Source organism: Methylocapsa sp. S129, assembly GCF_009765995.1.
Lineage (GTDB): Bacteria > Pseudomonadota > Alphaproteobacteria > Rhizobiales > Beijerinckiaceae > Roseiarcus.
Window position 1 is genome coordinate 1 of record NZ_LMUI01000019.1, and the last position, 22,972, is coordinate 22,972.

Below are 22,972 nucleotides of genomic sequence, written 5' to 3' on the forward strand. Positions count from 1 at the left end.
GCCTTCATTTTCCTCCGCCTCGCCTCGATCCGCCTCATGCTCCGAAAGCTATGTAATTAATCGCGAAGTTATGGGACGGACTCTTAGAGAGTGATGTCACGTTAACTCGGCAGCGTCTCTTATTCGTTGAGCGATCTTGGACCGCTGACGAACGGACTGCTCCGAAGATAGAATCGCAGGAGGCGGTTTGCATCCTGCGAAATGCCGATCCTGACGCTCTTCCCGATTTCACCGGGTTCGTGCTCATCGCGTGCGAGCCATAGAGGGCCTTTTCGGCAAAGATCGAGTCCATCGAGCGAACGATCAATGCGCAGCGCGGCGGCGAGCCTTCCGGGGCCTCGCGCCAGGTCGCGCAAGCGCTCGACGCCGCGATTGCGCCGCATGATCGGGATGCCTTCGAGCGGCTCGAGCGCCCTGATCAGGGCCCCGGCTCCGATCCCGGGCGCCTCGCTCGATACATTCAGCATATATGAGACGCCGTAGGCGAGATAAACATAGGCGCGCCCAGGCTCGAGAAACAGCGAACGATTGCGCGGAGTCTTCCCGCGATAGGCGTGTCCGGCGGCGTCGCCGACGACATAGGCCTCGGTCTCAACAATACGGCCGGTGGCGACTCCTTCGGGCAATTCCCGCACCACAACCTTGCCAATGAGATAGCGGGCGAGAGACGCCGTATCCATCGGCAGCTCCGATCGGGCGAGCGGGCGGCGAATAGCCATCCTTACGACCGCACGGTTTCAGGGCATCGGCTCGACCCATTGCGCGCGCGAAGGCCCTGGCTCGAATGGATCGCCGAAATACTGGGTCTCGCGGGCCACCTTCCCATCGAGGAACTCCATGATGCTCACTGTGTAAGACGGCCGCCCGTCATAGGATAGGACATATTCCGTGACCCAAAGGCCGCCCGCGCCGATGATCCGGCGCACGGTGAAGCGTTTCCGGTTGGGCTGCGCGGCGCGAGAGGATTGAATGTTCAGCCGCCCGCGAATGCGCTCGCCCGATTGAGGATATTCGAGCAGCGCATCCTCCTGGTAAATCTGGTGCTCCGCCTCGAAGTCGTTCGCATCGGAGGCCGCCCAGTGGCGATCCAGAGCCGCTCGAATCTCTGTGTCTTCCATATCAAATCTCCTTGACCATCGCCGTCGACGTTGAGCCGCGGCGCCGTGCGCTTGCTTGCAACAAGCCCCAAGATAGGGCAGGGGGGCCATTCCCAGTGGAAGACTGAGTGGCCTCCTGGATCGTATTTCGAAGGTGGATTCAAGAAATCATCCAGTTGGCTCCGATAGTCCGCTGAGAGCGAGAAATTTCCTAAGCGACGAAATTTCTCTTTTAAATCAAAGGCCATACGCATCTGACGGCTCGACCGACGGAAATGTTCAAGGCGAAGAAATTTTTGATCTCTCGCTGCTTAAGGTTGTCGCTCGCGTCTTCCGCGCTTTTTCAAACGCCGTCGATGGATTGAGGCGCGGTGGGAGTCGATCGTAAGGGGCGTTCCGGAGGGCGGAGTATCGTAGCGCCTCTGGCGTGCAATTCGACGGGGTTGGTTGCGAATTCAAGTTTCTACGTCGAGAGCTGACGTCGCGTTGAAAGCTATCCGACAAGAATTCCGGACCAATCCGCGAAGCCAACGGTGGGCCGGGTCGGCATCCATCCGCGGATGCCACATCTGCGACACCGTGATCGGTTCGGTTTGTACTGGAAGCGGAAAGCTCTCCAGCCGTTCGCGGTTGGCGCCAGACAGGCGCTCGAGCTCCGCTGTGATGAAGGAGGCCGGCACCAGCGCCACAAGGTCTGAGGCTCTGGCAAGCGTCAAAGCGGCCGGGAAGCTCGGCACTGCGACAACCACCTTGCGCGATAAGCCGAATTCCGCCAGGGCTTCGTCCACCGGGCCATTCATACGACCACGGCGCGAGGTGACGACGTGGTCGCAAGCGGCATAACGTTGTGGCGTGACCGGTCCGGTCGTCAGAGGATGCCCGGTCCGCACCACGCCGACAAAGCGATCCTCGAAGAGCGCCTGCACACGCACTTCGGGTCCGGTCTGGCCCAAGACGCCGATTTCCAGATCTACGAGGCCTTCCCTCAGCGGTCGCACATCTTTGTCGGGCTTGGGCGCGAAGCGCAGCCGAACGCCAGGCGCCGCCGCCATCACGGCCTGGACCAGCCGCATCGCAAACGTCTCCACGAAGCCTTCATTGGCGCGCAATGTGAAAACCCGGCTCAAGGCGGCAGCGTCAAACCCGTCGTCGGGCGGCTGCAGCACGGCGTGGACCTCATCCGCCAGACCCCGAACACGCTCGCGTAGCCTGGCGGCATGCGGCGTCGGAACCAGCCCTCGGCCCGCGCGAACCAGGAGCGGATCCCCCGTCGCTGCGCGCAGGCGTGCGAGCGTTCGGCTCATTGCCGATGCGCTCAACCCGAGTTTGCGCGCCGCGCCGGCCACGCTCCCCTCCTGCAGAAGCGCGTCGAGCGCGGTCAAGAGATTCAGGTCGATATCAAGCATTGGCCATCCTGGCATTGCGCGACGAGCGATGCCAGCGGAATGGCGTCTGGTGCATGTATTGACTGCATCTACTGCGCCTTCCGCCCGATAGCTCGATCGCTATCATGCGCCAATCAATTGGATTGGACATGCGATGCCATCTGTCACTGAGAAGAACGCAGCCGACCTCTCAGATGCCGGATTGCCAATTCCGCGGCGCTATTTCGCCCTGGCGGCCGTCTTGGCCGCGATGGTGCTGGTCGTGCTTGACGGCGCCATAGCCAATGTCGCGTTGCCGACAATCGCGGGCGCCCTCCTGGTTTCGCCCGCCGCATCTGTTTGGGTTGTCACCGGATATCAGTTGGCTTTGGTCATGGCCATTCTTCCCTGCGCGGCGCTTGGCGAAAGCCTGGGGTATCGACGGGTCTTCATTGCAGGCGTTGTAGTTTTTACAGCGGCCTCGGCCTTATGCGCTTTGTCGCCGTCCCTTCCCTGGCTTGTCGTGGCGCGTTTCGTTCAGGGACTTGGCGGTGCGGCATTGATGGCGCTCGGCGTCGCCTTGCTCCGCTTCGCCTATCCCCATCGGCTTCTCGGCGCTGTCATCGGCTGGAATTCCCTTGTGATCGCATTGTCCGCAGCCATCGGGCCGACCATCGGCGCGACAATCCTCTCCATCGCGAGTTGGCCATGGCTCTTTGCCGTCAACCTGCCGGTCGGCGCCATCGTGCTGGTTATGAGCAGGGCGTTGCCGAACCCGCCGGGTACCGGGCGCCGGCTTGATCTTGTGAGCGTCGGACTGAATGCAGGGACCTTCGGATCCCTGGTCTTGGCGCCCGACCTCATGATTGTGCGGCCTTGGTTCGGATGCGCGCTGCTCGCCGTGACGGCCATTTGTCTGGTTGCATTGATACGGCGCGAGATGCCGCGCCAGGCGCCGCTCATCCCCTTGGATTTGCTGCGCGATGGCTCATTCCGTGTCTCTGTCATCGCTTCGGTGTGCTGTTTCGCTGGCCAGATGGCCAGCTACATAGCCTTGCCGTTTTACCTGCAACATGGGCTCGGCCAGGACGCCTTCATGACGGGTCTCTACATGACGCCGTGGCCGCTGACAGTGGCCTTCGCCGGTCCGATTTCCGGTCGCCTGACCAACCGCGTTTCGACCGCATGGTTGTGCGCGGCGGGAGGAATATGCCTTGCCTCCGGGCTCGCGCTTGCTTGTCTGTGGCCTCTGCTGGGCAATCTTCTGCCAATTGTGCCGTTCACAATGCTGAGCGGGCTAGGTTTTGGGCTTTTTCAAGTGCCCAACAATCGCAACATGTTCCTCTCGGCGCCGCGCGAGCGGAGTGGGGCCGCAGGCGGCATGCAAGGAACAGCCCGTCTTGTCGGCCAGACGGCGGGCGCGGTCATTATGACGGTGCTTTTCTCGCTCGTTTCGGTGGAATCGGCCCCTCGCATTGGTCTTGCCATCGCAGCTCTTCTTGCCTTGGCAGGGGGACTTGTCAGCGTGCTGCGCGTGGGTCACGGTTTTGGAAGCTAGCCAATGGGCGGCCGCGGCCGACCGCTGAACCTCCCCAAGAATTGGCGCGAGCCAATAATTTCAGCCGGTTCGCCCAAACCGCGAGTAAGCCGCTTAGTCGACGAGGCGACCGCGAAATCGCCGAGCACAATCGCTGCCCGCAAAGGGCGAGCGTCATCGTCGCCGGCGATCCACCGAGTAAATCGCGCAGTGGCGGCTCTTAAGCGCCGGCAACCGTCAGAATGGCAGGCTAAACCGCCGTCGTTCGACGGCGAAGCCGCCACCTTTGCATGTCTTCGAATGCCCCGAACGGTCTTCGCATATGCGGCATACATATTCGCCAGAATCGCAATCGACCGCGCGCCTTCATCGCTCCCCGCCTTAGTCGCGTAATCTATGCCACCACGACTAAAGCGCTTTCGACGGCGCTCACGAGTACCGGCGTTTCTTGCCAGAACGCTCACGACGCAATAATTGTTGCAAGGCAGGCTGAACAGGGATGCCCCAAAATGTGGTTACGGATGCCGAGAACGAACCGCCGCTACGCGAAGCGTAGCATGACCCGCTTGGCCGGCATCTTCTCGTCGCCTGTTGTCGGGAGCCAGGTCAAGGAACAGGTTACGCCCCATGAGTGGGCGCTCAAAGCCTTTGAGAAGCGCCAGGATGCGAGTGTGGCAAAGATCGATCGTCGATGATCGGCAAGTGAGTTCCGGTGTTCCATTGTTCGCCAGGTCGCCATGTCGCCCAACTTAAAGAATCTAGCGATGCCGCAATCCAAGCCTCCGTCTGATTACGAGGAGCTCATCCGCACAATCCATGAGCGCTACGACCACATGAGTAAGTCGTATCAGCGGATCGCGGTTTATCTGACCCAGAATCCCAATGATGTGGCCGTGCATTCGGTCCACGCGATCGCGGAGCGCTGCGAGGTTCACGCCTCCAACGTCGTCCGGTTCGCCCAGGCTCTCGGCTACGATGGCTTCAAGACGCTTCAAGGTTTGTTCCAGAAGCGCCTTTCCACAGCGGCGCCCGGTTTCGAAGCGCGAGTCAAGGCGCTGGAAAGCGAACTCGGCGCGCGCAAGGACCGCAGCGAGGGCGGGTTTCTTCGAGACCTGATCGTGCGCGATATCGCCTCGCTTCAAAATCTACTCGTCGAGGTCTCTGAAGCGGATCTCAAAAAGGCCGTGACGCTGCTGGAAAAGGCGGAGGTCATTTATTTGCTTGGTCAGCTCCGCTCGTCGCCGGTGGCCGATCTCTTGCGATACATCCTGACGATGCTCGGCAAGCGCTGCGTGCTTCTCGATCCCAGTGGCGGTCTGGCGACGCACATGGCGAGAGAGATCCGAAAGACGGATCTGCTGTTCGCCATTTCGTTCCGCTTCTACGCCACCGAGGTCGTCAACATCGTCAACGAAGCGGCCAGCCGGAAGGTGCCTATTGTCGCAATTTCGGACAGCACGCTTTCGCCAGTCGCGAAGGCGGCGAGCGTTCTGCTCGCCGTCCCCGAACACGAATATACGTTCTCACGGTCCCTGGCCGCGCCAATGTGTCTCGCGCAGGCGCTAACGGTGGCCTTGGCGGCGCGGCTTCAAAGGAATTCGGTAAACCCACGCATACCGACCGTCACCGAACAATGAAGGCCTAGCGAACGTCTCGCCAGGCGCCCGCGCAGCTTGACGCGTGGATTGTTTCGACCAGCGTCTGGATGCGCAGGCCGGCGCGGAAGTTGAACGGCTCCGGCCGGCGGCCGGCGATGGAGTCGAGGAAGCCAGCGACCTCGATCGCCTTCAAATCGTTGAAGCCGAGCTGATGACCGGGCGCGACGCAGAACAAGCCGTAGGGCGGATGGTCAGGGGCGGCCTCGATGCGGCGGAACCCCTGACGGCCGCGCCGATCTTCGGTAGAGAAGAAATGCAACTCGTTGAAACGCTCCTGGCTGAAGGCGAGAGCGCCTTTCGTCCCATAGACTTCGAAGTCGTGCTGCATCTTGCGCCCGGTGGCGATCCAGTTGCCTTCGATCGAACCGGTGGCGCCGCTGTCGAAACGCAGGAATGCGCGACCGACGTCGTCGACCTCGACGCGACGTTTGCCGCCTTTGCCATCCGGGCGCTCGGCGATCATCGTGACGCAATCGCCCATGACGCGGGTGATCGGTCCGGCGGCCGGTCCCATCAGAAACTCGGCGGTGGCGAGCGCGTGACTGCCGATGTCGGCGAGCGCGCCGCCGCCCGCTGGATCATGCCGGAAGGTGAATGGCCTGGCGCTGTCGGCCATGTAATCTTCGGCATGCACGCCCCGGTAACCCCTGATCTCGCCGAGTTCGCCAGCGGCGATCATTTTGCGCGCAAGGCCAAGCATCGGGTTGCAGAGATAGTTGAAACCCACCTGCGTCTTCACGCCGGCCGCCTCGGCGGCCTCGGCCATTTCGCTGGCGTCGATCGCGAGCGGCGCCAAAGGCTTTTCGCAATAGACGTGCTTGCCTGCAGCGATCGCCGCCAGCGCCATCTCTTTGTGCAGCGCGTTCGGCGCGGTAATGTTGACGACGTCGACAGCGGGATCGGCGACCAGCGAGCGCCAGTCCGACGTCGCGCGCGAGAATCCGAGCGCGGCGGCGGCCTTTGTGGCGGCCTGGTCGTTGATGTCGGCGATCGTATGCAGCTCCAGCTCGTAGGGCAGGTCGAAGACGCGCGTCGCCGTGGCGTAACCGAAGGCGTGCGCCTTGCCCATGAAGCCGCTGCCGATAAGGCCGATGCGAAGCTTCGGTTTGGTCATGTCAGAAGTCCTTGTTGACGATGAGATCGGAGTCGAGCCGCCCCGCGAAGAAGTCGATTACGTTTTGGACGGAAGACACCGCCATCCGCTCGGCCGCTTGCTGTGTCAGGCCCGCAATATGAGGCGTGAGCAGAACCTGGTCGAAGGCGAGGAGCGGGTGATCCCTAGCGGGCGGTTCGTCGTCGAATACGTCGAGACCCGCGGCGCCGACCTTTCCCTCCGCGAGTGCGGTCCCAAGCGCGCTTTCATCAATGATCCCGCCGCGCGCGGTGTTGACGATGATAACGCCGGGCTTCATTTGCGCGAACTCCTCGGCGCCTAAAATGGGTCGTCCCGCTTTTGGCGCATGTACCGAGATCACGTCCGCCCAGGCGAGTCCATCGGCCAGCGACACGACCGGGGCAGCCGGGCCGTCCGGCCATCCTTGTTTGAAAAGGAACGGATCGAACGCGCGCGTTTGCATCCCGAAACCTTGCGCCATACGCGCCAAGTGACGGCCGGAACGGCCATAGCCGATGATGAGCAGGTTCTTGTCCGAGATTTCGCCTGCCTCCAGCGCGTTGCGCCAACCCCAAGGACCTTCGCGGACGGAACGATCGGCCCGGATGAGCCGCTTTGCGCTGGCGAGAATGAGCATGATCGCGTGTTCGGCGACAGAAAGCGAATTCACGTCGCCGGCCACGCAGAGAGGAATTCGCCGCTTATTCAACGCTGCGACGTCCACGGAATCGTATCCGACCCCGTGGCGCGAAACGATTTTCAGCCGCGACGCTCCGGCAATCGTGGTTGAAGACAGCGGTTGGGTGCGGATGACCAGCGCATCAGCTTTACCGATCAGGGGCGCGTAGCTCGGCTCGGAGACCTCCTTCACGTATTCGTAGGTGAATCCGTCGCGGCCTTCGACCAGCGCGAGGCCGGCGGGATGAAGCTTTCCCGCGATCAACAGATGGGGCATCAATAGGCTCCCTTTTCGGGCTTCGAACTGATCTGGCCCGTCAGTTGCCGGAACTTCGCCACGCTCGCCGCCGCCGCTCCGGCGAGAAGCCTCGAATCTCCCGACACCGTCGTCATGTCGAAGCCCCATTCGATAGCCCGCGCCGCGTATTCGGGCGCGCCGCAATGGAGCGCGGCGCGGATGCCATTCGCCTTGCACGCGGCGACAATCTCCGTGAGCGCAGCGATCATCTCGGGCTCCTCGCGATCGAAGCCCGGGGCAAGGCGACCCTGCGCGAGGCCAAACGCGAGATCCGCCGGCCCGACATAGAGTCCGTCCAGGCCCGGCGTCGCGGCAATCGACGACAGGTTCGCCATACCCTCGGCGGTCTCGATCATCGCAAAGGCCAGCATTTCGCTGTTGGCGTGGGCGCCGTAGTCCGCGCCGGCGGCAAACGAAACACGCGTCGGGCCGAAACTCCGTTGCCCAAGCGGCGGGTAGCGCATGTAGCTCACAAACTCCGCCGCTTGGCGGGCGTTGTTCACCATCGGACAGATGACGCCAAAGGCGCCGGCGTCGAGCGCCTTCATGATGATGCCGGGCTCCAGCCACGGCACACGCGCCATTGGAACGACTCCGGAAGCGCGCATGGCCTGTAGCATCGGCAACAGGCTTGCATAATCGAGCGCTCCGTGCTGCACATCGACGGTGACGGAGTCATATCCCTGAGCGGCCATAATCTCCGCGGTGAAGGCATTGCCGATCGAACACCAGCCGTTGATCGTCGGTCTTCCCTCGGACCAGAGCTGTTTGAGTTTGTTCGGAATCATATCAGAATACCACCTGCGCCAGTTTCACATCGAGATAGTCGCGAATGCTCCCCGCCACGAAAAACCCGAACTGTCGGCGCATCTCACTCAACCTCCGAAACCGTTACTGCGCGGCCTTCCGCGATCGACTTGAGCGCCGCTTCCGCGAGCACCAGCGCTCGCCGTCCGTCGTCGAAGCCAACAACAGGGGGTTGATGCGTTTCGACAGCTTTGACGAAAGCGCCGATCTCCGCATCGAACGCCTCCCGGTAGCGCTCGATGAAAAAGTGAAGAAGGGGCGCGGCGTGATTGCTAAAACCCTTGCCAAACAAGAGCGTCTGGTTCGGCCGCCGGTTCTCGGACAGGGCCATTCCCTTGGAGCCGAAAGCTTCGACGCGCTGGTCGTAACCGTAGAGAGCCTCGCGCGAGTTGGTGATGATGGCCTGCTTGCCGGAGACTGTCGTCATGACGACAGTGACCGTGTCGAAGTCGCCGAGTTTCTCCATCAGGGCTGGAGCAACCAGCCGCGAGGCGGTCGCCATGACGATCTCTGGTTCTTCACCAAGAATGAACCGCGCCATGTCGAAATCGTGGATCGTCATATCCCTCAAGATTCCGCCGGAGACCCTCAGATAGGCTTCTGGCGCCAGACCGGGATCGCGCGAGGTGATGACGACTTGGTGCAGAACGCCGATGTCGCCGGCCCTGACCGCATCGTGAACGGCCTTGTGACCCGGATCAAAACGACGCACGAACCCAAGTTGTATTGGCGTTTTGACTCCGCGTATAATCGCAGCGCAACGGTTCACCCGCGCCAGGCTAAGGTCGATCGGCTTCTCGCAGAGAACTGGCTTTCCGGCCGCGACCGCTTGCTCCAGGAGATCGGCATGCGTATCGGTCGCCGTCGCGATGAGGACGGCGTCTACATCGGACGAGGAAAACACTTCCGCAGCGCTATTCATCACGCGCGCGCCCGTGGAGGCCGCGACAGCTTCGGCCGCCGCGCCATTGATGTCCTGCACCGCCGCCAAGCGGGCGCTCGGGTGCGCGGCAATATTGGCGGCGTGCATGGCGCCGATGCGCCCGCAGCCGAGCACGGCGATTCGGATCACTGACGTTCCTCCCTGGCCATAGTTGCAATTTTTGTTGCATTAAACGGCGGTTGTCAATATATGATGCACACGAAGATGCTTCACGCATTCCGTCGAGGGAGGAGACCGCATGCCCAGCGCCACAATTCGACTCACGATGGCCCAGGCTGTGGTGCGTTGGTTGACCCAACAGTTCACCCAAATCGAAGGCGCTCGCGTCCCCTTGTTTGCCGGCGTGTTCGGTATTTTCGGGCATGGCAACGTGACCTGTTTCTCTGAGGCTCTCGAAACGGTGCGGGACCTTCTGCCGACCTGGCGCGGACAGAACGAACAGTCGATGGCGCTCGCGGCGATCGGCTTCGCCAAGGCCAAGCGGCGCCGGCAGATCATGATCGCAACCTCCTCCATCGGCCCAGGCGCGCTGAACATGGTGACGGCTGCGGGAACCGCCCATGCGAACCGCCTGCCGGTGCTGCTGATCGCTGGCGACACCTTCGCGAACAGGCTGCCCGATCCCGTGCTGCAGCAAGTGGAGCATTTCGGCGACCCGACCGTCACCGTGAACGACGCGTTCAAGGCGGTGACGCGCTATTGGGATCGGATTACCCATCCAGCGCAGATTCTCTCGTCGTTGCCGCAGGCGGTCGCCGCGATGCTCGATCCCGCCGATTGCGGGCCGGCCTTCCTCGCCCTGCCTCAGGACATTCAGGAAGTGGCGTTCGACTATCCCGAGGTTTTCTTCGAGCCGCGGACATGGACTGTGCCGCGCCCGCGCCCCGATCGGCAGGAACTCGCTGAAGCCGCAGCGCTTCTTAAGACCGCAAAGAAGCCGATCCTGATCGCCGGCGGCGGCGTGCGCTATTCGCTTGCCGAGAACGTCGTGGCTGAATTCGCTGTCAAGCGGGGCATCCCGATCGTCGAAACGATCGCGGGTAAGGGCGGACTTACGCATTATCATCCGGCGCACGCGGGGCCCATTGGGATCATCGGCTCCACATCGGCTAACGCGCTCGCGGCGGAAGCCGATGTGATTCTCGCCATTGGCACGCGCCTCCAGGACTTCACGACCGGCTCATGGACAGCGTTCAGCCCGGACGCGAAGTTCATCTCGATCAACGCCGCCAGGTTCGACGCCGTGAAGCATCGCGCGCTCGCCGTGGTCGGCGACGCTCTTGAGACGGTGACCGAACTCGATGCGGAACTCGGTGCGTGGCGCGTGGATCCCGCGCATATGGCGCGCGCAAAGGCGCTCTTCAAAGAATGGGACGCTTTGCTCGATGCGCATCAGGCGCCGACAAACGCGCCGGTCCCGACCTATGCTCAGGTCGTCCACGCCGTTAATGCGGTGGCGGGAGAGAAGGACACGCTGATTTCGGCGGCCGGCGGCCTCCCCGGCGAAGTCGCGAAGGGCTGGCGCGTCAAGGCGCCGAACACGTTCGACCTGGAGTTCGGTTTCTCCTGCATGGGCTACGAGATCGCGGCCGGCTGGGGACATGCGATGGCGAATTCCGGGCCGGGCGGCCTCGGCGGCACGCCGATCGTCATGGTCGGCGACGGGACCTATATGATGATGAATTCGGACATCTATTCGACGATTCTCAGCGGTCATAAAATGATCGTTGTGGTCTGCGATAATGGCGGGTTCGCGGTGATCAACCGGTTGCAACAAGCCAAGGGCGTGCCGGGCTTCAACAATCTGCTTGTCGATTGCCGTGTGAAGGATCCCGCCGCGCCGCCGCACGTCGATTTCGCCAAACATGCAGAATCCATGGGCGCGTTAGCGAGGCATTGCGAGAGCTTTGCGGATTTCGAAGCCGCCCTCGAATGGGCCAAGGGGACGGACCGGACGACCGTAGTGTCGATCGCTTCGGACGCCTACGCCTGGGTTCCCGGCGATGCCGACTGGGATGTCGGCGTGCCTGAAGTCTCCTCGCGCGAATCGGTTCAGAACGCGCGCAAACAGCAGGAACAGATTCGCGCCAAGCAGCGCGTTGGAGTGTGACGAACCATGAAAGCTAGACTTGGAATAGCCCCCATCGCCTGGTGGAACGACGATCTCCCTGAGCTGTCCGACGACGTGAGCCTTGAGGAATGCTTAGCGCAGGCGAGCGTCGCAGGCTTCACTGGCATGGAGACGGGGCGGCGCTTCCCGATGAACATGAGGGAACTCGGGCCGATCCTCGCCCGCTATGGAATCTCCGTCTGCGGAGGCTGGTTCTCTGGCCTTCTGCTTGACGGCGACATTGAACGCGAGAAGGAGCGCGTTCGCACCCAGATGGATTTCTTCATCGCGGCGAAGGCGCCCTGTATCGTCTATGGCGAGACCGCCCGCTCGATCCAGGGCGTGCGCTCCGCGCCGCTCGCGACCAAGCCGAAGCTCTCGGAGGATGAGATCAAGGCGTACGGGCGCAAGATGACGGCTTTCGCCGAATGGTGCGCCGGCCAGGGCATGCCGCTCTCTTATCATCACCACATGGCCGCCGCGATAGAGACGGAGCCGGAACTCGACCTTCTGATGGCCAATTCGGGCGACGCGCTACCGCTGTTGTTCGACGCCGGTCACATGGCTTTCGCTGGCGGCGACGTGTTGCGCGTCATCGACAAGCATCATAAGCGCGTCAGCCATGTGCATACCAAAGACGTTCGCGGCGGGGTCATCGACAAGCTGGACCGGACGCGGGAGAGCTTCCTGGACGCGGTCGTAAAAGGGGCCTTTACCGTGCCCGGCGACGGCTCGCTCGACTTCGCCGCCATCGTTGGGCGGCTGGCCTCCTACGGCTATGAGGGTTGGTTCGTGATCGAGGCCGAGCAGGACCCGAAGGTCAATCCGCCGCTCGAAATGGCCAAGAAGGGTCATGTCGAATTGATGCGCGTGATGGCGCTGGCGGGATACGAGGTGGTGCCGTGAATCGCATGGATGGCAGGGTCTGCGTCGTTTCCGGAGCCACGCAGGGCCTCGGCTCCGCGATCGCCCGGCGGTTGGCGGCGGCCGGCGCCGCAGGAATCGTCGTCACCGGCCGCAACGAAGAACGTGGGAGCGCCGTCGCTCAAGACATCACGGCGACTTCCGGCGCTCCCTCCCTGTTCGTGCGCGGCGATCTCGGATCGGTAGAGGATTGCAGACGCATGATCGCGGACGCCGACAAGCGTTTCGGCCGCGTGAATGTGCTTGTGAATGCAGGCGCGTCAACTGAGCGCGGCACTATCCTCGACACCACGCCCGATCTGTTTGACAGAATGTTCGCAATCAATGTGCGCGGACCCTTCTTTCTCATGCAAGAAGCGATCAAGCTGATGATCCGCGATGGCGTCGAAGGCGCGATCTGCAACATCGGCTCGATCTCGGCGCTCGCCGGCCAGCCCTTCATCAATCCCTATTGCGCGTCCAAGGGCGCGTTGACGACGCTCACGTCGAATACCGCTTTTTCGGTGATGCGCAACCGCATTCGCGTCAACCAGCTCAACGTCGGCTGGATGGCCTCAGACAACGAACGGCAGATTCAGGCCGCCGAGAGCGGCGACCCGGACTGGATGGAAAAAGCGGCGAGCCGACTTCCTTTCGGCCGGCTCATCGATCCGGAGGAAGCGGCTCGCGCTGTGAATTTCCTCGTGTCTGATGATGCAGGACTCATGACGGGCGCGATCGTTAATTTCGATCAGTCGGTGTGGGGCGCGGTCGCGGGAGCAATGCCGGTTCCTGATCGCCCGATGACTATGGCTCACTGACGCATAAGGCCAGCCGACTCGCATCTCCTTGCCGCTGGCGATAGGAAGGCGACCCAAACGCGTTGAAGGCGCACGGAAGGCGCAAGGCCTGGGGAACCCAGAAGGAGCAATAAAATGAGCGTAGCCGTCGGCGTCATCGGAACCGGCGTGATGGGGTCCGAACATGCGCGCCTTATCAGGCGCCAGACGCCCGGCGCGCATCTCGCAGGCGTGTTCGACGCAGACGGCGCCCGCGCGCAAGCCGCCGCGGCGGGAGCCCCCGTCTTTTCCGATCCGCGATCTCTAATCGCGTCGAACCACATCGAAGCGGTGATCATTGCTTCGCCCGATGCGACCCATGCAGAATTGACGCTGGCCTGCTTGGAAGCTGGCAAGCCGGTTCTATGCGAAAAGCCCGTGGCGTCGTCGGCGGCGGAAGCCCTGCGCGTGGTTCAGGCCGAAGTTGCATTGAAACGCCGGCTGATCCAGGTCGGTTACATGCGCAGGTTTGATCGCGGCTATCAGGAGATCAAGCAGATTAAGGACGAGGGCGGGGTGGGCGCAACCGTGTTGCTGCACAACGTGCATCGAAACGCTCGCGCCCCGGAATGGTTTACCGGACCGATGGCGGTGACGAATTCGTTCGTGCACGAGATCGACATCAGCCGATGGCTGACCGGATCGGAAATGGTCTCGGCTCACGTCGCCAGCGGGCCCGGCGGCGATCCGCTGATGATCACGATGCGGACCGACCGCGACGAGATCGTGTCGACCGAGGTCTATATGAACGCCGCCTATGGCTACCATGTCCATGCCGAACTGGTGGGCCGTCAGGGAACAGTCGCACTGGCGCCGCCGTCGCTCACGTTGCGCAACAAGGACCGGACTGGCGGACTTTCCTATCCCGAGAATTGGGTTCCGCGTTTCGCAGACGCGTATCGCAGGCAATTGACTGACTGGATTAGCGCGGTGACGACAGGAACCCTAGTCGGGGCGAGCGCCTGGGACGGCTACGTCGCCTCGTCCATCGCCGAGCAGATCGTCGCCGCTCTCGCCAATTCCGGGGGGACGACGCTGAAATGCACGCCGCGTCCGTCGCTGTACGACTGAACCAGAAGGCCCGCTAGCGGGCGGCGTCGGTCCTTCCCGTTCCCATGCGTTCCATCGGCGAAGCTCTGGAGAGAATGGATGATCAACTATGCCATCGTCGGCGCTGGCTGGATTTCGCAGGTCGCGTTTCTGCCTGGCGTCGCGCAGTCCGGGAATTCGCGGGTCGCCGCGATCGTAACTGGCGATAGCGCAAAGGCGAAGCGTCTCGCGGATTTCCATAGCATTGGAACGGTTGTCGGGTATGACGGCTACGACGCCCTGCTGGCCAGCCCCGCTGTCGACGCGGTGTACATTGCTTTGCCGAACCACATGCACGCTGACTACGCCATTCGGGCGGCGCGCGCCGGCAAGCATATCATGGTCGAGAAGCCGCTCGCTGTGAGCGAAGACGAAGCGCTTGCCATGATTGACGCGGCGCGACGCGCCAACGTATTTCTGATGACCGCTTACAGATTGCACAACGAACCGGGAACCGTCGCCGTTCTCGAACATATCCGCGCTAACGCCATCGGCCGGCCGCTGTTCTTTCAGTCTGTGTTCAGCTTCCAGACCGCGATGGGGAATCATCGGCTGAAAGCATCGGCCTGGGGTGGGCCGCTTCAGGATGTCGGCGTCTATTGCATCAACGCCGCTCGTCATATCTTCGCCGAAGAGCCGATCGAAGCGATGGCGATGTCGTCCCGTCCGGACGACGACCCGCGCTTTGGCGATATCGACGCCTCGGTGGCTGCGACGTTGCGATTTCCGTCCGGCGGCCTCGCGCAATTCGTCGTCAGCTTTGGAGCGTCGGCGGTCGACAATTACCGGGTCGTGGGAACCTCGGGCGATCTCGAACTCGACCCTGGATTCAAGTTTGAAGCCGCGACGCGGCTGCGGCTGCGCCGTGACGGAAAGATCGTCGAGACCCAGTTCCCGCAGATCGACCATTTTGGCGCGCAGGTTGCGTATTTTTCTGATTGCATCAGATCGGGAACGCCGCCTGAAGCCGATGGCGACGAGGGGTTAGCGGACATGCGCGCGCTGATCGCAATCGAAAGGGCCGCCTCGACCGGCACGCCACAAGCGATTTCAACTCAGCCGCGTTCTCGCCATCCGACCCCCGACATGGTGCGGCTTACGCCTATAACGGATCGTCGCCTCGTTCTCTGACAAATCGGTTTCCCCCTGGATCGGTAGGGATCGACACAGAAGCGGCCGCCCTGGACAGTGGCGGATCGCCCAATGCCGCGAACGCCAACTCGGCGGAACACCCACGTCGCTCGCCGAATCTGGAGAGCCTCCGAGCAATCCGATAATGGCGTGAGGGCGAATCCGGATCGAGAAAGAGGGTTCTTCACCGGTCGCCAGCGAAACCCGGTAAAATCCGAATGCACGCCAAGCCTCACACCATCATGAAATTCGCGAGCGAACCGGTATTGAGATGAAGAAGAGAGCTTGACTTCGGTTAAAAACTTGCAATAAATATTGCGATACACTGACATCGACAATTTTCAATGCGCGTTAGTTAAGATGCCGACGAAATGGTCAGGGTGGAGGCGAGAGCATGACGAACGGCGCGCAGATTGCGGCCCCACTCCTTGAAGCGCGACGCATTTCCAAATTTTTCGGCGCGGCGGTCCGTGAACGAACGTTTGAATTGGACAGGGGCGCGGTGGACGCGCGCCGCGCCTAATTTGCAGGCGCCTGATTTTCCTTGCAAAACGAAGCGATAGTCCGGCAAATTGCAGCGGGATCGACAGGCGCCGCGAAAAGCCGTCGACCCAGGGGAGGCGATAGCGAATGACCTTGCTTGCGCTGAAGGAGGTTTCGAAAAGTTTTGGCGCGATCAAGGCGCTGAGTAATATCGACTTTTCTGTCGCGCGTGGCGAGATTGTCGGCCTGATGGGCGACAACGGCGCTGGGAAATCTACCCTCGTCAGGGTGATAGCGGGGAACTTTCCGCCGTCCTCTGGCGAAATCGTGCTCGATGAGAAGACCGTCCATTTCCACAGACCTGTGGAGGCGCGCGAACAGGGCATCGAGGTGGTCTACCAGGACCTGGCTCTGTGCAACAATCTGTCGGCGGCGGCCAACGTCTTTCTCGGACGCGAGATCAAGCGATCGCTCGGACCCATCAAATGGCTCGCGCATGGCGCGATGAACAAACGTTCGGGCGAATTGTTCGCCGAGCTCAAGTCCGAAACGCGCCCGCGCCACCTCGTGCGCCTGATGTCGGGCGGTCAGCGCCAGGCGGTGGCGATTGCGCGCACGCGGCTCTCCAATCCGAAAATTGTGCTGATGGACGAGCCGACCGCCGCGATCAGCGTGCGCCAGGTCGCTGAGGTGCTCGACCTGATCCGGCGCCTACGCGATTCCGGCGTCTCGGTTGTGCTCATCAGTCACCGCATGCCTGATGTCTTTGCGGTGTGCGACCGCATCGTTGTCTTGCGGCGCGGCCGCAAGGTCGCCGACAAGGCGCTCGCGACGAGTTCCCCCGAAGAAGTCACCGGGCTCATCACGGGAGCAATTCATGTCGCTTGACCGGCAAATCGAAACCATCGGCGCCAGCGCTGCGGAGCCCCGACTCGACACGCGCGACAAGACTGTGCTCGCGACGCTGTTCGCCAGTCAGGCGTTCTGGGTGACGGTCGCGCTCGTCGTCATCAGCGGCGTCATGAGCATTCAAGAGCCGGTGTTCGCGAGCGAGGATAATTTTTTCAACATCACGCGCAATTTCGCCTTTATCGGCATCATGGCGCTCGGCATGACGCCGGTCATCATCACCGGCGGCATCGACCTTTCCGTCGGTTCGGTCATGGGGGCCGTCGCCATCGTTTGCGGCCTCGTGTTGCTGAAACAGCCGATTCCGTGGATGCCCGATTGGTGGAACGAGGCGGCCTGGACGCATTCCTGGTGGATGGCGGTGTCCACAGGCCTGCTGGCGGGCGCCATCATCGGCGGCGTCAACGGCGCGCTAATCGCCTATGTCGGTCTGCCGCCCTTTGTGGTGACGCTGGGGATGCTGTCGGTGGCGCGCGCTTGCGCCGTGCTGCTGTCGGGAAACCGGATGCTCTACGATTTTGGCCCCGGCGCGGCCACGTTCAAGAGCATCGGCAGCGGCGCGAGCTTCGGCTTGGCGCTTCCATTCCGCTTGTCCAATCCTTTTCTCGTGCTGATCATCCTGACTGTCGTCCTCGCAATCGTCCTGAAGAACGCCGCCTGGGGCCGGCATATCTTCGCGATCGGCGGCAACGAGCAGGCCGCCAATCTGGCGGGCGTGCCGGTCAAGCGCATGAAGGTGCAGGCCTATGTTCTTTGTTCCATGTCGGCCGCCGTCGCCGCCATTCTCAGTGTCGGCTGGTCGGGCTCGGCCAACAACAGTCTCGGCCAGTCCTATGAATTGCTCGCGATAGCTTCGGCGGTGATCGGCGGCGCCAATCTCATGGGCGGCGAAGGGGGCGCCTATGGCGCTTTCGTCGGCTCGGCGCTGATTTTCGTGATCCGCAATTCGCTGCTGATGGCGGGCGTCGATTCCAACTGGCAGGGCATATTCGTCGGCAGTTTTATCGTTCTTGCGGTCGTCCTTGAAAGGATCCGCGGCAAGAGACGCGAATAGTCCGAACACCGGACATCGCGGGTTGTGTGGGAGCAAACGGGAGGACGTTCATGTTGAAACATGTTGTGGGTACAGCGTTGGTGGCCGGCGCCTTGTTGGCGATGGCGAGCGGAGCGAGCGCGGCGGAAAAGAAATACGTCTTCGCGCTGGTGCCCAAGAACACCAACAATCCGTTCTTCGATCAGGCGCTCGCCGGCTGCAAGAAGGCGGAGAAGGAGCTCAACGGCGCGATCGAGTGCCTCTACATCGGTCCTGGCGAGCACGGCGGCGGCGACGAAGAAGCGCAGATCGTCGCCGATCTCATCACCAAGAAAGTCGACGGCATCGCCGTTTCGCCCGCCAACGCGGCTGCGATGGCGAGCGCGCTTTCGGGCGCGGCGGCGGCGAAAATCCCGGTTCTCACCTGGGATTCCGACCTGCTGCCGAAGGACAAGGGCGAACGCCTCGCCTATGTCGGCACGCACAACTACGACATTGGCGTCAATCTCGCCAAGCGCGTGATGGAGATCAAGCCGAAGGGCGGCAGCATCTGCATCCAGTCGGGCGGCGCCGCGGCGGCCAATCATAACGAGCGCATGCAGGGAATTCGCGACACGCTGGCCGGCAAGGCCAGCGCCGAATCGCCCGGCGAGCGCCTGACCGGCCAGAATGGCTGGACGGAAATGGCCGGCTGCCCACTCTATACGAATGACGACTTTACCGTCGCGGTCCAGCAGATGGAGGACATTCTCAACAAGAATCCAAACCTCGACGCCTTCGTCCCGACCGGTGGGTTCCCGCAATTCTTGCCGGACGCCTACAGCAACGTGGCGACGAAATATAAGGACAAGATCGCTTCGGGCGCTTTGGCGCTGGTCGTCGCCGACACGCTGCCGGTTCAGATCGATCTCATGAAGAAGGGCCTCTCGGCCGGACAGGTCGGCCAGCGCCCCTTCGAGATGGGATACAAGGCGATGTATTTCCTGAAGGACATCAAGGACGGCAAGGCGGCGCCCGCGGACCCGACCTACACTGGCCTCGATGTCTGTACGCCGAAGACCGCCGACACTTGCATCGGCGGCGGCAGCTAAAAGGCGCTGAGGGGATCGCATAGACGACACGAAACAGGGGCGGCGCGCAATCGCCGCCCTTTGCTTGCGCGCTTGCTCGATGAGGGCGTAGCGGGCGACTTGTCGCGGTGCGTGATGCGGTCGCGAGCCGGGCCGCCGAGATCGTCGCCAGGCTTCGGCTCCGGTGCGACTTTCTGGAGCTTGGGGATCGTCTGAATCATTGCGGGGGCTGACGGGCTGTTGAGGATGTCGCGTCGCCATGACCAGTTGAAATAACTGCTACGCCGATGAAGACAAGGATGAGAACTCGGGGCGACGGGTTCTCTGGGCCGTGACGCTCAGCGCGAAAAATAGGCGGCCTCGTGCTTGCCAAAACGTTCATGATATGTTCTCTTTGCATAACCGCGGTTGCGAGGTTGCGCTGTGAACGATTTTCCGCCCATTCGGGTCTTTCGCCTCTCGCCCGGGGGAATTGAATGTGACGAGGAAGGGCTGCGGGTTGGCGACGTCGCGCTACTGGCGCGGGATAAGAAGGGCGGTTGGGCGGCGCGCGACGAGCGTGATCTCGGTTTCGACCTTTCGCGCGTTTACGGCTTTCCGATCGATGTCACGGCCAAGATGGCCGCCTTAGGCGCCGTCGCGAGCGCGCTCCGAGATCGGAATATCGCCAAGGCGCAGATCGCGGCCTTGCTGTTGCGACTTCCCGATCCGCTTCCGCTTGCCGACGCCCTGTTGGACAAGTCTGGCGAGCGCCGCCTTTCTCGCGACCTTGTCGCGTGTGGCCTCTTGAAGGCCGATGATGGTTGGGACGACAAGCACCCGCGAACCGGTTCGCCGCCGAATCCTGGCTGGTTCGCGCCCAAGCCGAAAGAGTCGCAGGCGGATGAGCCGCCGAAAGCCGCCGCGAAGCCTAACGAAAGTGCGTCGTCTCACAGTGCCGCTCCCGGCGGCGAACTTGCGTTCGTGCCCTCAGCGCTCGCTACCGGCGCGGACTCGTTGCTCGCCGAAAATCTGTCTGCGGTCGCTCTGGATGGGCTCGCGATGCTGGCGGCTCGCGTTTCCGTTCCGACGATCCTTTTCGGGGCGATCTTCATCCCGAACGCCAATCGAATCGTGGATGAAGGCGCCGTTCCAGGTCGTCCCGACATGATCTACCGCTGGGCTCACGACGAGACCCGGGTGACTTTCAAGGCGCTCATCGACGGCCAGTGGCGAACCCTGATAGTGGGCGCCCTGGGACAGGGCCACGCCTTTTATAGTCCTGACGGCGAAATGGTCGCTCGAATGGTTCTCACGCCCGGGCGGCGCCGGACTTTGGTCATCACCGCCGACGCCCTTGATCGCGCGCTCGCGGACTTTCGTCGCGTCAACGGCGAGCCGGCAGCAAATCCGGCAGATGATGATCACGAGCCGAAACTCTGTCCGAGTCCGACGCCCGAGCCGAAGACGGCGCAATCGGCAAACTCGATCGCCTATCAGGAGTATGTCAGTAAGCTGCCCTACGGGTGGGCGATAAACGTCGGCGACGTCAACTTCGACGGCTGCGATCCGCAGACGGGAGACTTGCTCGAAGCCAAGGCGGACATCGACTTCATGTTTGATGAGAATGACAAATTGTACGATTGGGTCAAGTCGAAAAAGAATCCTGCAATTCAGATGGAAAGACAAGCGAATAAAGCGGCCGCCGCGGGCCGCATTGTCGTTTGGCACGCTCAAACCGAGAAAGGCTATCGCGGATTGAGCGAGATCGGCAAGACGAACCTGTTCGTCGTTTACGATCCGAACTGAGACGAGAGCTTTGATGGATAAGTTGCACCTCGATCTTTGGTGGGAAGCGCGCGAGCCTGCGCAAGCTGACGACGCGCGTAGGCTCTCTGACTTTGTCACCGGTCTGCCGGACTTCGATCCGATCTATCAGAGTTGGCTGGGTTCGCCGACCACCAGGGAGGAGACGGTTCGCGTTCCTCTGAGCGAGGCCGAGGCGAAACAACTTTTAGTCGACACTATGAATCGCTATGACTTCGGCGGCGGTCTTTGGCCGGAGCAGGGGAGCGATGTTTGGGGAGGGCACGCGGGATCTCCGCCCTATGATTTTCGCGAGTCGAGCTACGCCGACACCAATTGCCATATTGGCTCTTACGGCCCGCACAAGGACAGTAAGGCAAACCACATCTTCATGCGGCTCTCGGCGTTGCGGCCGACCACCGGACGACTGTGGCGCGCGTCCGAACTCAGGCCGTTGATGAAATTCGCGTGCGAAATCTGGAAACCCGCGGAAATGTGCGCGATGTTTCCGTTCTATATCCGCGATCTTCCCTCGATCCCCAATCCGCTTTGGACGGCGCACCAGCGATCTCTCAAACCCTGGATCGGCTGGATCACCTACCTGCCCCCAGACCTCGCTTCGCGCGCGAAATATCCCGCCGATGTTGAAGTCGAAACTCTCGAAGACGGCTCTGTGCTGGTCACTTTATGCGAGGAGCTGTTCGAGAAGAACGATGCCGAGGGCTTAGCGCGGCTGCATGCGCTTGAAGCCGCGCTGCGCCCGATTCAAAGCTGAGCGCCGAACGGGCGACGGCGCGGATGGGCGCAAGATCAACAAGTCTTCTGGCGCATAGCAGCCGAAGCCTTGGCGTAGGCGGATCAAGAGCGAGTAGGAGGTCACATGACAGCGTTTGCACATTTCCCCTATGAGATCGTGGAAACCAGCGGTGAGAGCGCCCTCGCCACATGGGAGGAGTTGAAAAAGGCTGGCCGCGGCGCGCCCGTCGTACTCGGGGATGATCTCGAAAATCTCCTGTTCCCATTCGATCCAACGGATCGGGCGCGACTGACGCCAATCGAGGATATCCTTGCCGCCGCAGAAGCCATCAAGTTTCCGGCCGACCTTCATCAGCTTCGCCGGGACGAATATGCGGAGGCCATGGTGTACCTCGGGCAAATAGCTTCGTTGGCCGATTTCAAAAACGAGGAATGTGAGGCGCCTTTGGGGGATTGGCCCGCCGAGACCTCATACGGGTCAGGCTTGTCCGTCGCGTACGACACCTTGACCGGACAGCCTAGATCTCCAGTGCACATTGCGCTGATCCCTACCGATGACCCCACCGCCATTCCAGCCTATATGCAGTGGGGGAATTTTAATCAGTGCCCTGCGGCCGCCTATCACGTTGCGGCGCTGCGCGCCTGGCGCGACCATTACGGCGCCGAACTCATTGGCCTTGGGGCCGATACGATCAACCTGCGCGTATCACGCAAGCCCACGACGCGCGAGGAGGCCCTCGAGCTCGCTCGCACACAATATTTCTATTGCAATGACATCATTGACCAGGGCATGGGCTCCTATCGGAAGCTGGCCGCCGGATTGATGGCGAGCGACTGGTGGTTCTTCTGGTGGGATTAGAACGCGCGGGCGTCCGATTCACTTGGCTGGTCGCCGCTTTTCCCTAACGGTGAATCCGAGCTGTCCGAGCACTCTTACGGCGCCGGCTTTCCCGCCTTCGAAGTCGCCGGAAGCAAGTCGCTGGCCCGTGGCGAACTCATAGGCCGCGCCCAAGATGGCTTTGGGCGGGTAAAAGCGTTGTTCCCAGACCAGTTCATAAGTCGTGGTGGGCGCGAAGCCATGGGCGGAGAAGAACCGCTCCGGCCCCAGGCGGTCGTATTCTTTTATCGCGCGCAGCACGTCGGCGTCGGTCACGCGCTCCCAGGCTATCATCTCGTCATCCCTCCGGGATCGTTTTGTCCTCATTCGAAATCTAGGGACAAGAGAACACGCGATCAATGCAATGTGGACGCGTCCCGTTTGAACATCGATTGCTCCGGGGGCAACGCGCTTACCTCCAGCGTCTGGCCGACATGGTTCGCATAGACATCATCGGGAGTAAGACAGACGGTCGGCTGCTCGTCAGGCGC

General features: G+C 61.9%; 21 protein-coding genes. 13 read left to right on the plus strand and 8 right to left on the minus strand.

Features of this window, described 5'->3' with window-relative positions:
* Positions 1-119: 119 nt before the first annotated feature.
* From GSQ90_RS11540 to GSQ90_RS11550, 3 genes are all read right to left on the minus strand, one after another.
* Complete coding sequence (locus GSQ90_RS11540; protein ID WP_371418359.1) at positions 120-680, minus strand: DNA-3-methyladenine glycosylase; 561 nt, start codon at positions 678-680, stop codon at positions 120-122.
* A 57-nt stretch (positions 681-737) separates the two neighbouring features.
* Positions 738-1,118: a nuclear transport factor 2 family protein gene (locus GSQ90_RS11545; protein ID WP_158814995.1), complete on the minus strand. Its 381-nt coding sequence runs from the start codon at positions 1,116-1,118 to the stop codon at positions 738-740.
* Between the two features lie 434 nt (positions 1,119-1,552).
* The gene (locus tag GSQ90_RS11550; RefSeq protein WP_158814996.1) at positions 1,553-2,503 is read right to left on the minus strand and encodes a LysR family transcriptional regulator; all 951 of its coding nucleotides are present in this window, start codon (positions 2,501-2,503) and stop codon (positions 1,553-1,555) included.
* 133 nt (positions 2,504-2,636) lie between these two features.
* On the opposite strand from GSQ90_RS11550, the gene GSQ90_RS11555 reads away from it, so the two are divergent.
* Together GSQ90_RS11555 and GSQ90_RS11560 are read left to right on the plus strand one after the other, a co-directional pair.
* Positions 2,637-4,019, plus strand: coding sequence for an MFS transporter (locus GSQ90_RS11555; protein WP_158814997.1), 1,383 nt, complete (start codon positions 2,637-2,639; stop codon positions 4,017-4,019).
* Positions 4,020-4,762: 743 nt separating this feature from the next.
* Entirely contained in the window at positions 4,763-5,635 is an 873-nt protein-coding gene (locus tag GSQ90_RS11560) for a MurR/RpiR family transcriptional regulator (RefSeq protein ID WP_158814998.1), read from the plus strand.
* Between the two features lie 4 nt (positions 5,636-5,639).
* Here the strand turns inward: GSQ90_RS11560 and GSQ90_RS11565 are convergent, their stop codons facing one another.
* The 4 genes from GSQ90_RS11565 to iolG all read right to left on the minus strand — a co-directional run bounded on the left by GSQ90_RS11565 (position 5,640) and on the right by iolG (position 9,625).
* On the minus strand, positions 5,640-6,770 hold the full coding sequence (locus GSQ90_RS11565) for a Gfo/Idh/MocA family protein (RefSeq protein WP_158814999.1): 1,131 nt from the start codon (positions 6,768-6,770) through the stop codon (positions 5,640-5,642).
* Position 6,771: 1 nt separating this feature from the next.
* Entirely contained in the window at positions 6,772-7,725 is a 954-nt protein-coding gene (locus GSQ90_RS11570; protein WP_158815000.1) for a hydroxyacid dehydrogenase, read from the minus strand.
* Positions 7,725-8,534: an HpcH/HpaI aldolase/citrate lyase family protein gene (locus GSQ90_RS11575; RefSeq protein WP_158815001.1), complete on the minus strand. Its 810-nt coding sequence runs from the start codon at positions 8,532-8,534 to the stop codon at positions 7,725-7,727. The genes GSQ90_RS11570 and GSQ90_RS11575 overlap by 1 nt, the downstream gene beginning before the upstream one ends.
* Positions 8,535-8,617: 83 nt before the next feature.
* A complete protein-coding gene (iolG, locus tag GSQ90_RS11580) occupies positions 8,618-9,625 on the minus strand; it encodes an inositol 2-dehydrogenase (protein WP_158815002.1) in 1,008 nt (335 codons plus the stop codon).
* A 109-nt stretch (positions 9,626-9,734) separates the two neighbouring features.
* Between iolG and iolD the strand changes: the two genes are divergently transcribed.
* The 11 genes from iolD to GSQ90_RS11635 all read left to right on the plus strand — a co-directional run bounded on the left by iolD (position 9,735) and on the right by GSQ90_RS11635 (position 22,463).
* Positions 9,735-11,606, plus strand: a complete 1,872-nt coding sequence (gene iolD / locus GSQ90_RS11585; protein WP_158815003.1) for a 3D-(3,5/4)-trihydroxycyclohexane-1,2-dione acylhydrolase (decyclizing) — start codon at positions 9,735-9,737, stop codon at positions 11,604-11,606.
* Positions 11,607-11,612: 6 nt separating this feature from the next.
* A complete protein-coding gene (iolE, locus tag GSQ90_RS11590; protein WP_158815004.1) occupies positions 11,613-12,512 on the plus strand; it encodes a myo-inosose-2 dehydratase in 900 nt (299 codons plus the stop codon).
* 5 nt (positions 12,513-12,517) lie between these two features.
* A complete protein-coding gene (locus GSQ90_RS11595) occupies positions 12,518-13,330 on the plus strand; it encodes an SDR family oxidoreductase (protein ID WP_158815190.1) in 813 nt (270 codons plus the stop codon).
* 114 nt (positions 13,331-13,444) lie between these two features.
* Entirely contained in the window at positions 13,445-14,419 is a 975-nt protein-coding gene (locus GSQ90_RS11600; RefSeq protein WP_158815005.1) for a Gfo/Idh/MocA family oxidoreductase, read from the plus strand.
* A 78-nt stretch (positions 14,420-14,497) separates the two neighbouring features.
* A complete protein-coding gene (locus GSQ90_RS11605; protein ID WP_158815006.1) occupies positions 14,498-15,568 on the plus strand; it encodes a Gfo/Idh/MocA family protein in 1,071 nt (356 codons plus the stop codon).
* 630 nt (positions 15,569-16,198) lie between these two features.
* Positions 16,199-16,939 carry an ATP-binding cassette domain-containing protein gene (locus GSQ90_RS11610; RefSeq protein WP_158815007.1) on the plus strand — a complete coding sequence of 247 codons (741 nt, stop codon included), beginning with the start codon at positions 16,199-16,201 and terminating at the stop codon, positions 16,937-16,939.
* Positions 16,929-18,014: an ABC transporter permease gene (locus GSQ90_RS11615; protein WP_158815008.1), complete on the plus strand. Its 1,086-nt coding sequence runs from the start codon at positions 16,929-16,931 to the stop codon at positions 18,012-18,014. The genes GSQ90_RS11610 and GSQ90_RS11615 overlap by 11 nt, the downstream gene beginning before the upstream one ends.
* Before the next feature lie 50 nt (positions 18,015-18,064).
* A complete protein-coding gene (locus GSQ90_RS11620) occupies positions 18,065-19,084 on the plus strand; it encodes a substrate-binding domain-containing protein (protein WP_158815009.1) in 1,020 nt (339 codons plus the stop codon).
* Positions 19,085-19,486: 402 nt separating this feature from the next.
* Positions 19,487-20,851 (plus strand): Tox-REase-5 domain-containing protein, encoded by a 1,365-nt coding sequence (locus tag GSQ90_RS11625; RefSeq protein WP_158815010.1) that lies wholly within the window; start codon positions 19,487-19,489, stop codon positions 20,849-20,851.
* Positions 20,852-20,864: 13 nt separating this feature from the next.
* Positions 20,865-21,623 carry an Imm52 family immunity protein gene (locus tag GSQ90_RS11630; RefSeq protein WP_158815011.1) on the plus strand — a complete coding sequence of 253 codons (759 nt, stop codon included), beginning with the start codon at positions 20,865-20,867 and terminating at the stop codon, positions 21,621-21,623.
* Positions 21,624-21,728: 105 nt separating this feature from the next.
* Positions 21,729-22,463, plus strand: a complete 735-nt coding sequence (locus tag GSQ90_RS11635) for a DUF4253 domain-containing protein (protein WP_158815012.1) — start codon at positions 21,729-21,731, stop codon at positions 22,461-22,463.
* A gap of 18 nt (positions 22,464-22,481) precedes the next feature.
* Here GSQ90_RS11635 and GSQ90_RS11640 read toward each other — a convergent pair whose 3' ends face one another.
* Entirely contained in the window at positions 22,482-22,757 is a 276-nt protein-coding gene (locus GSQ90_RS11640; protein ID WP_246731545.1) for a hypothetical protein, read from the minus strand.
* Between the last annotated feature and the right edge of the window lie 215 nt (positions 22,758-22,972).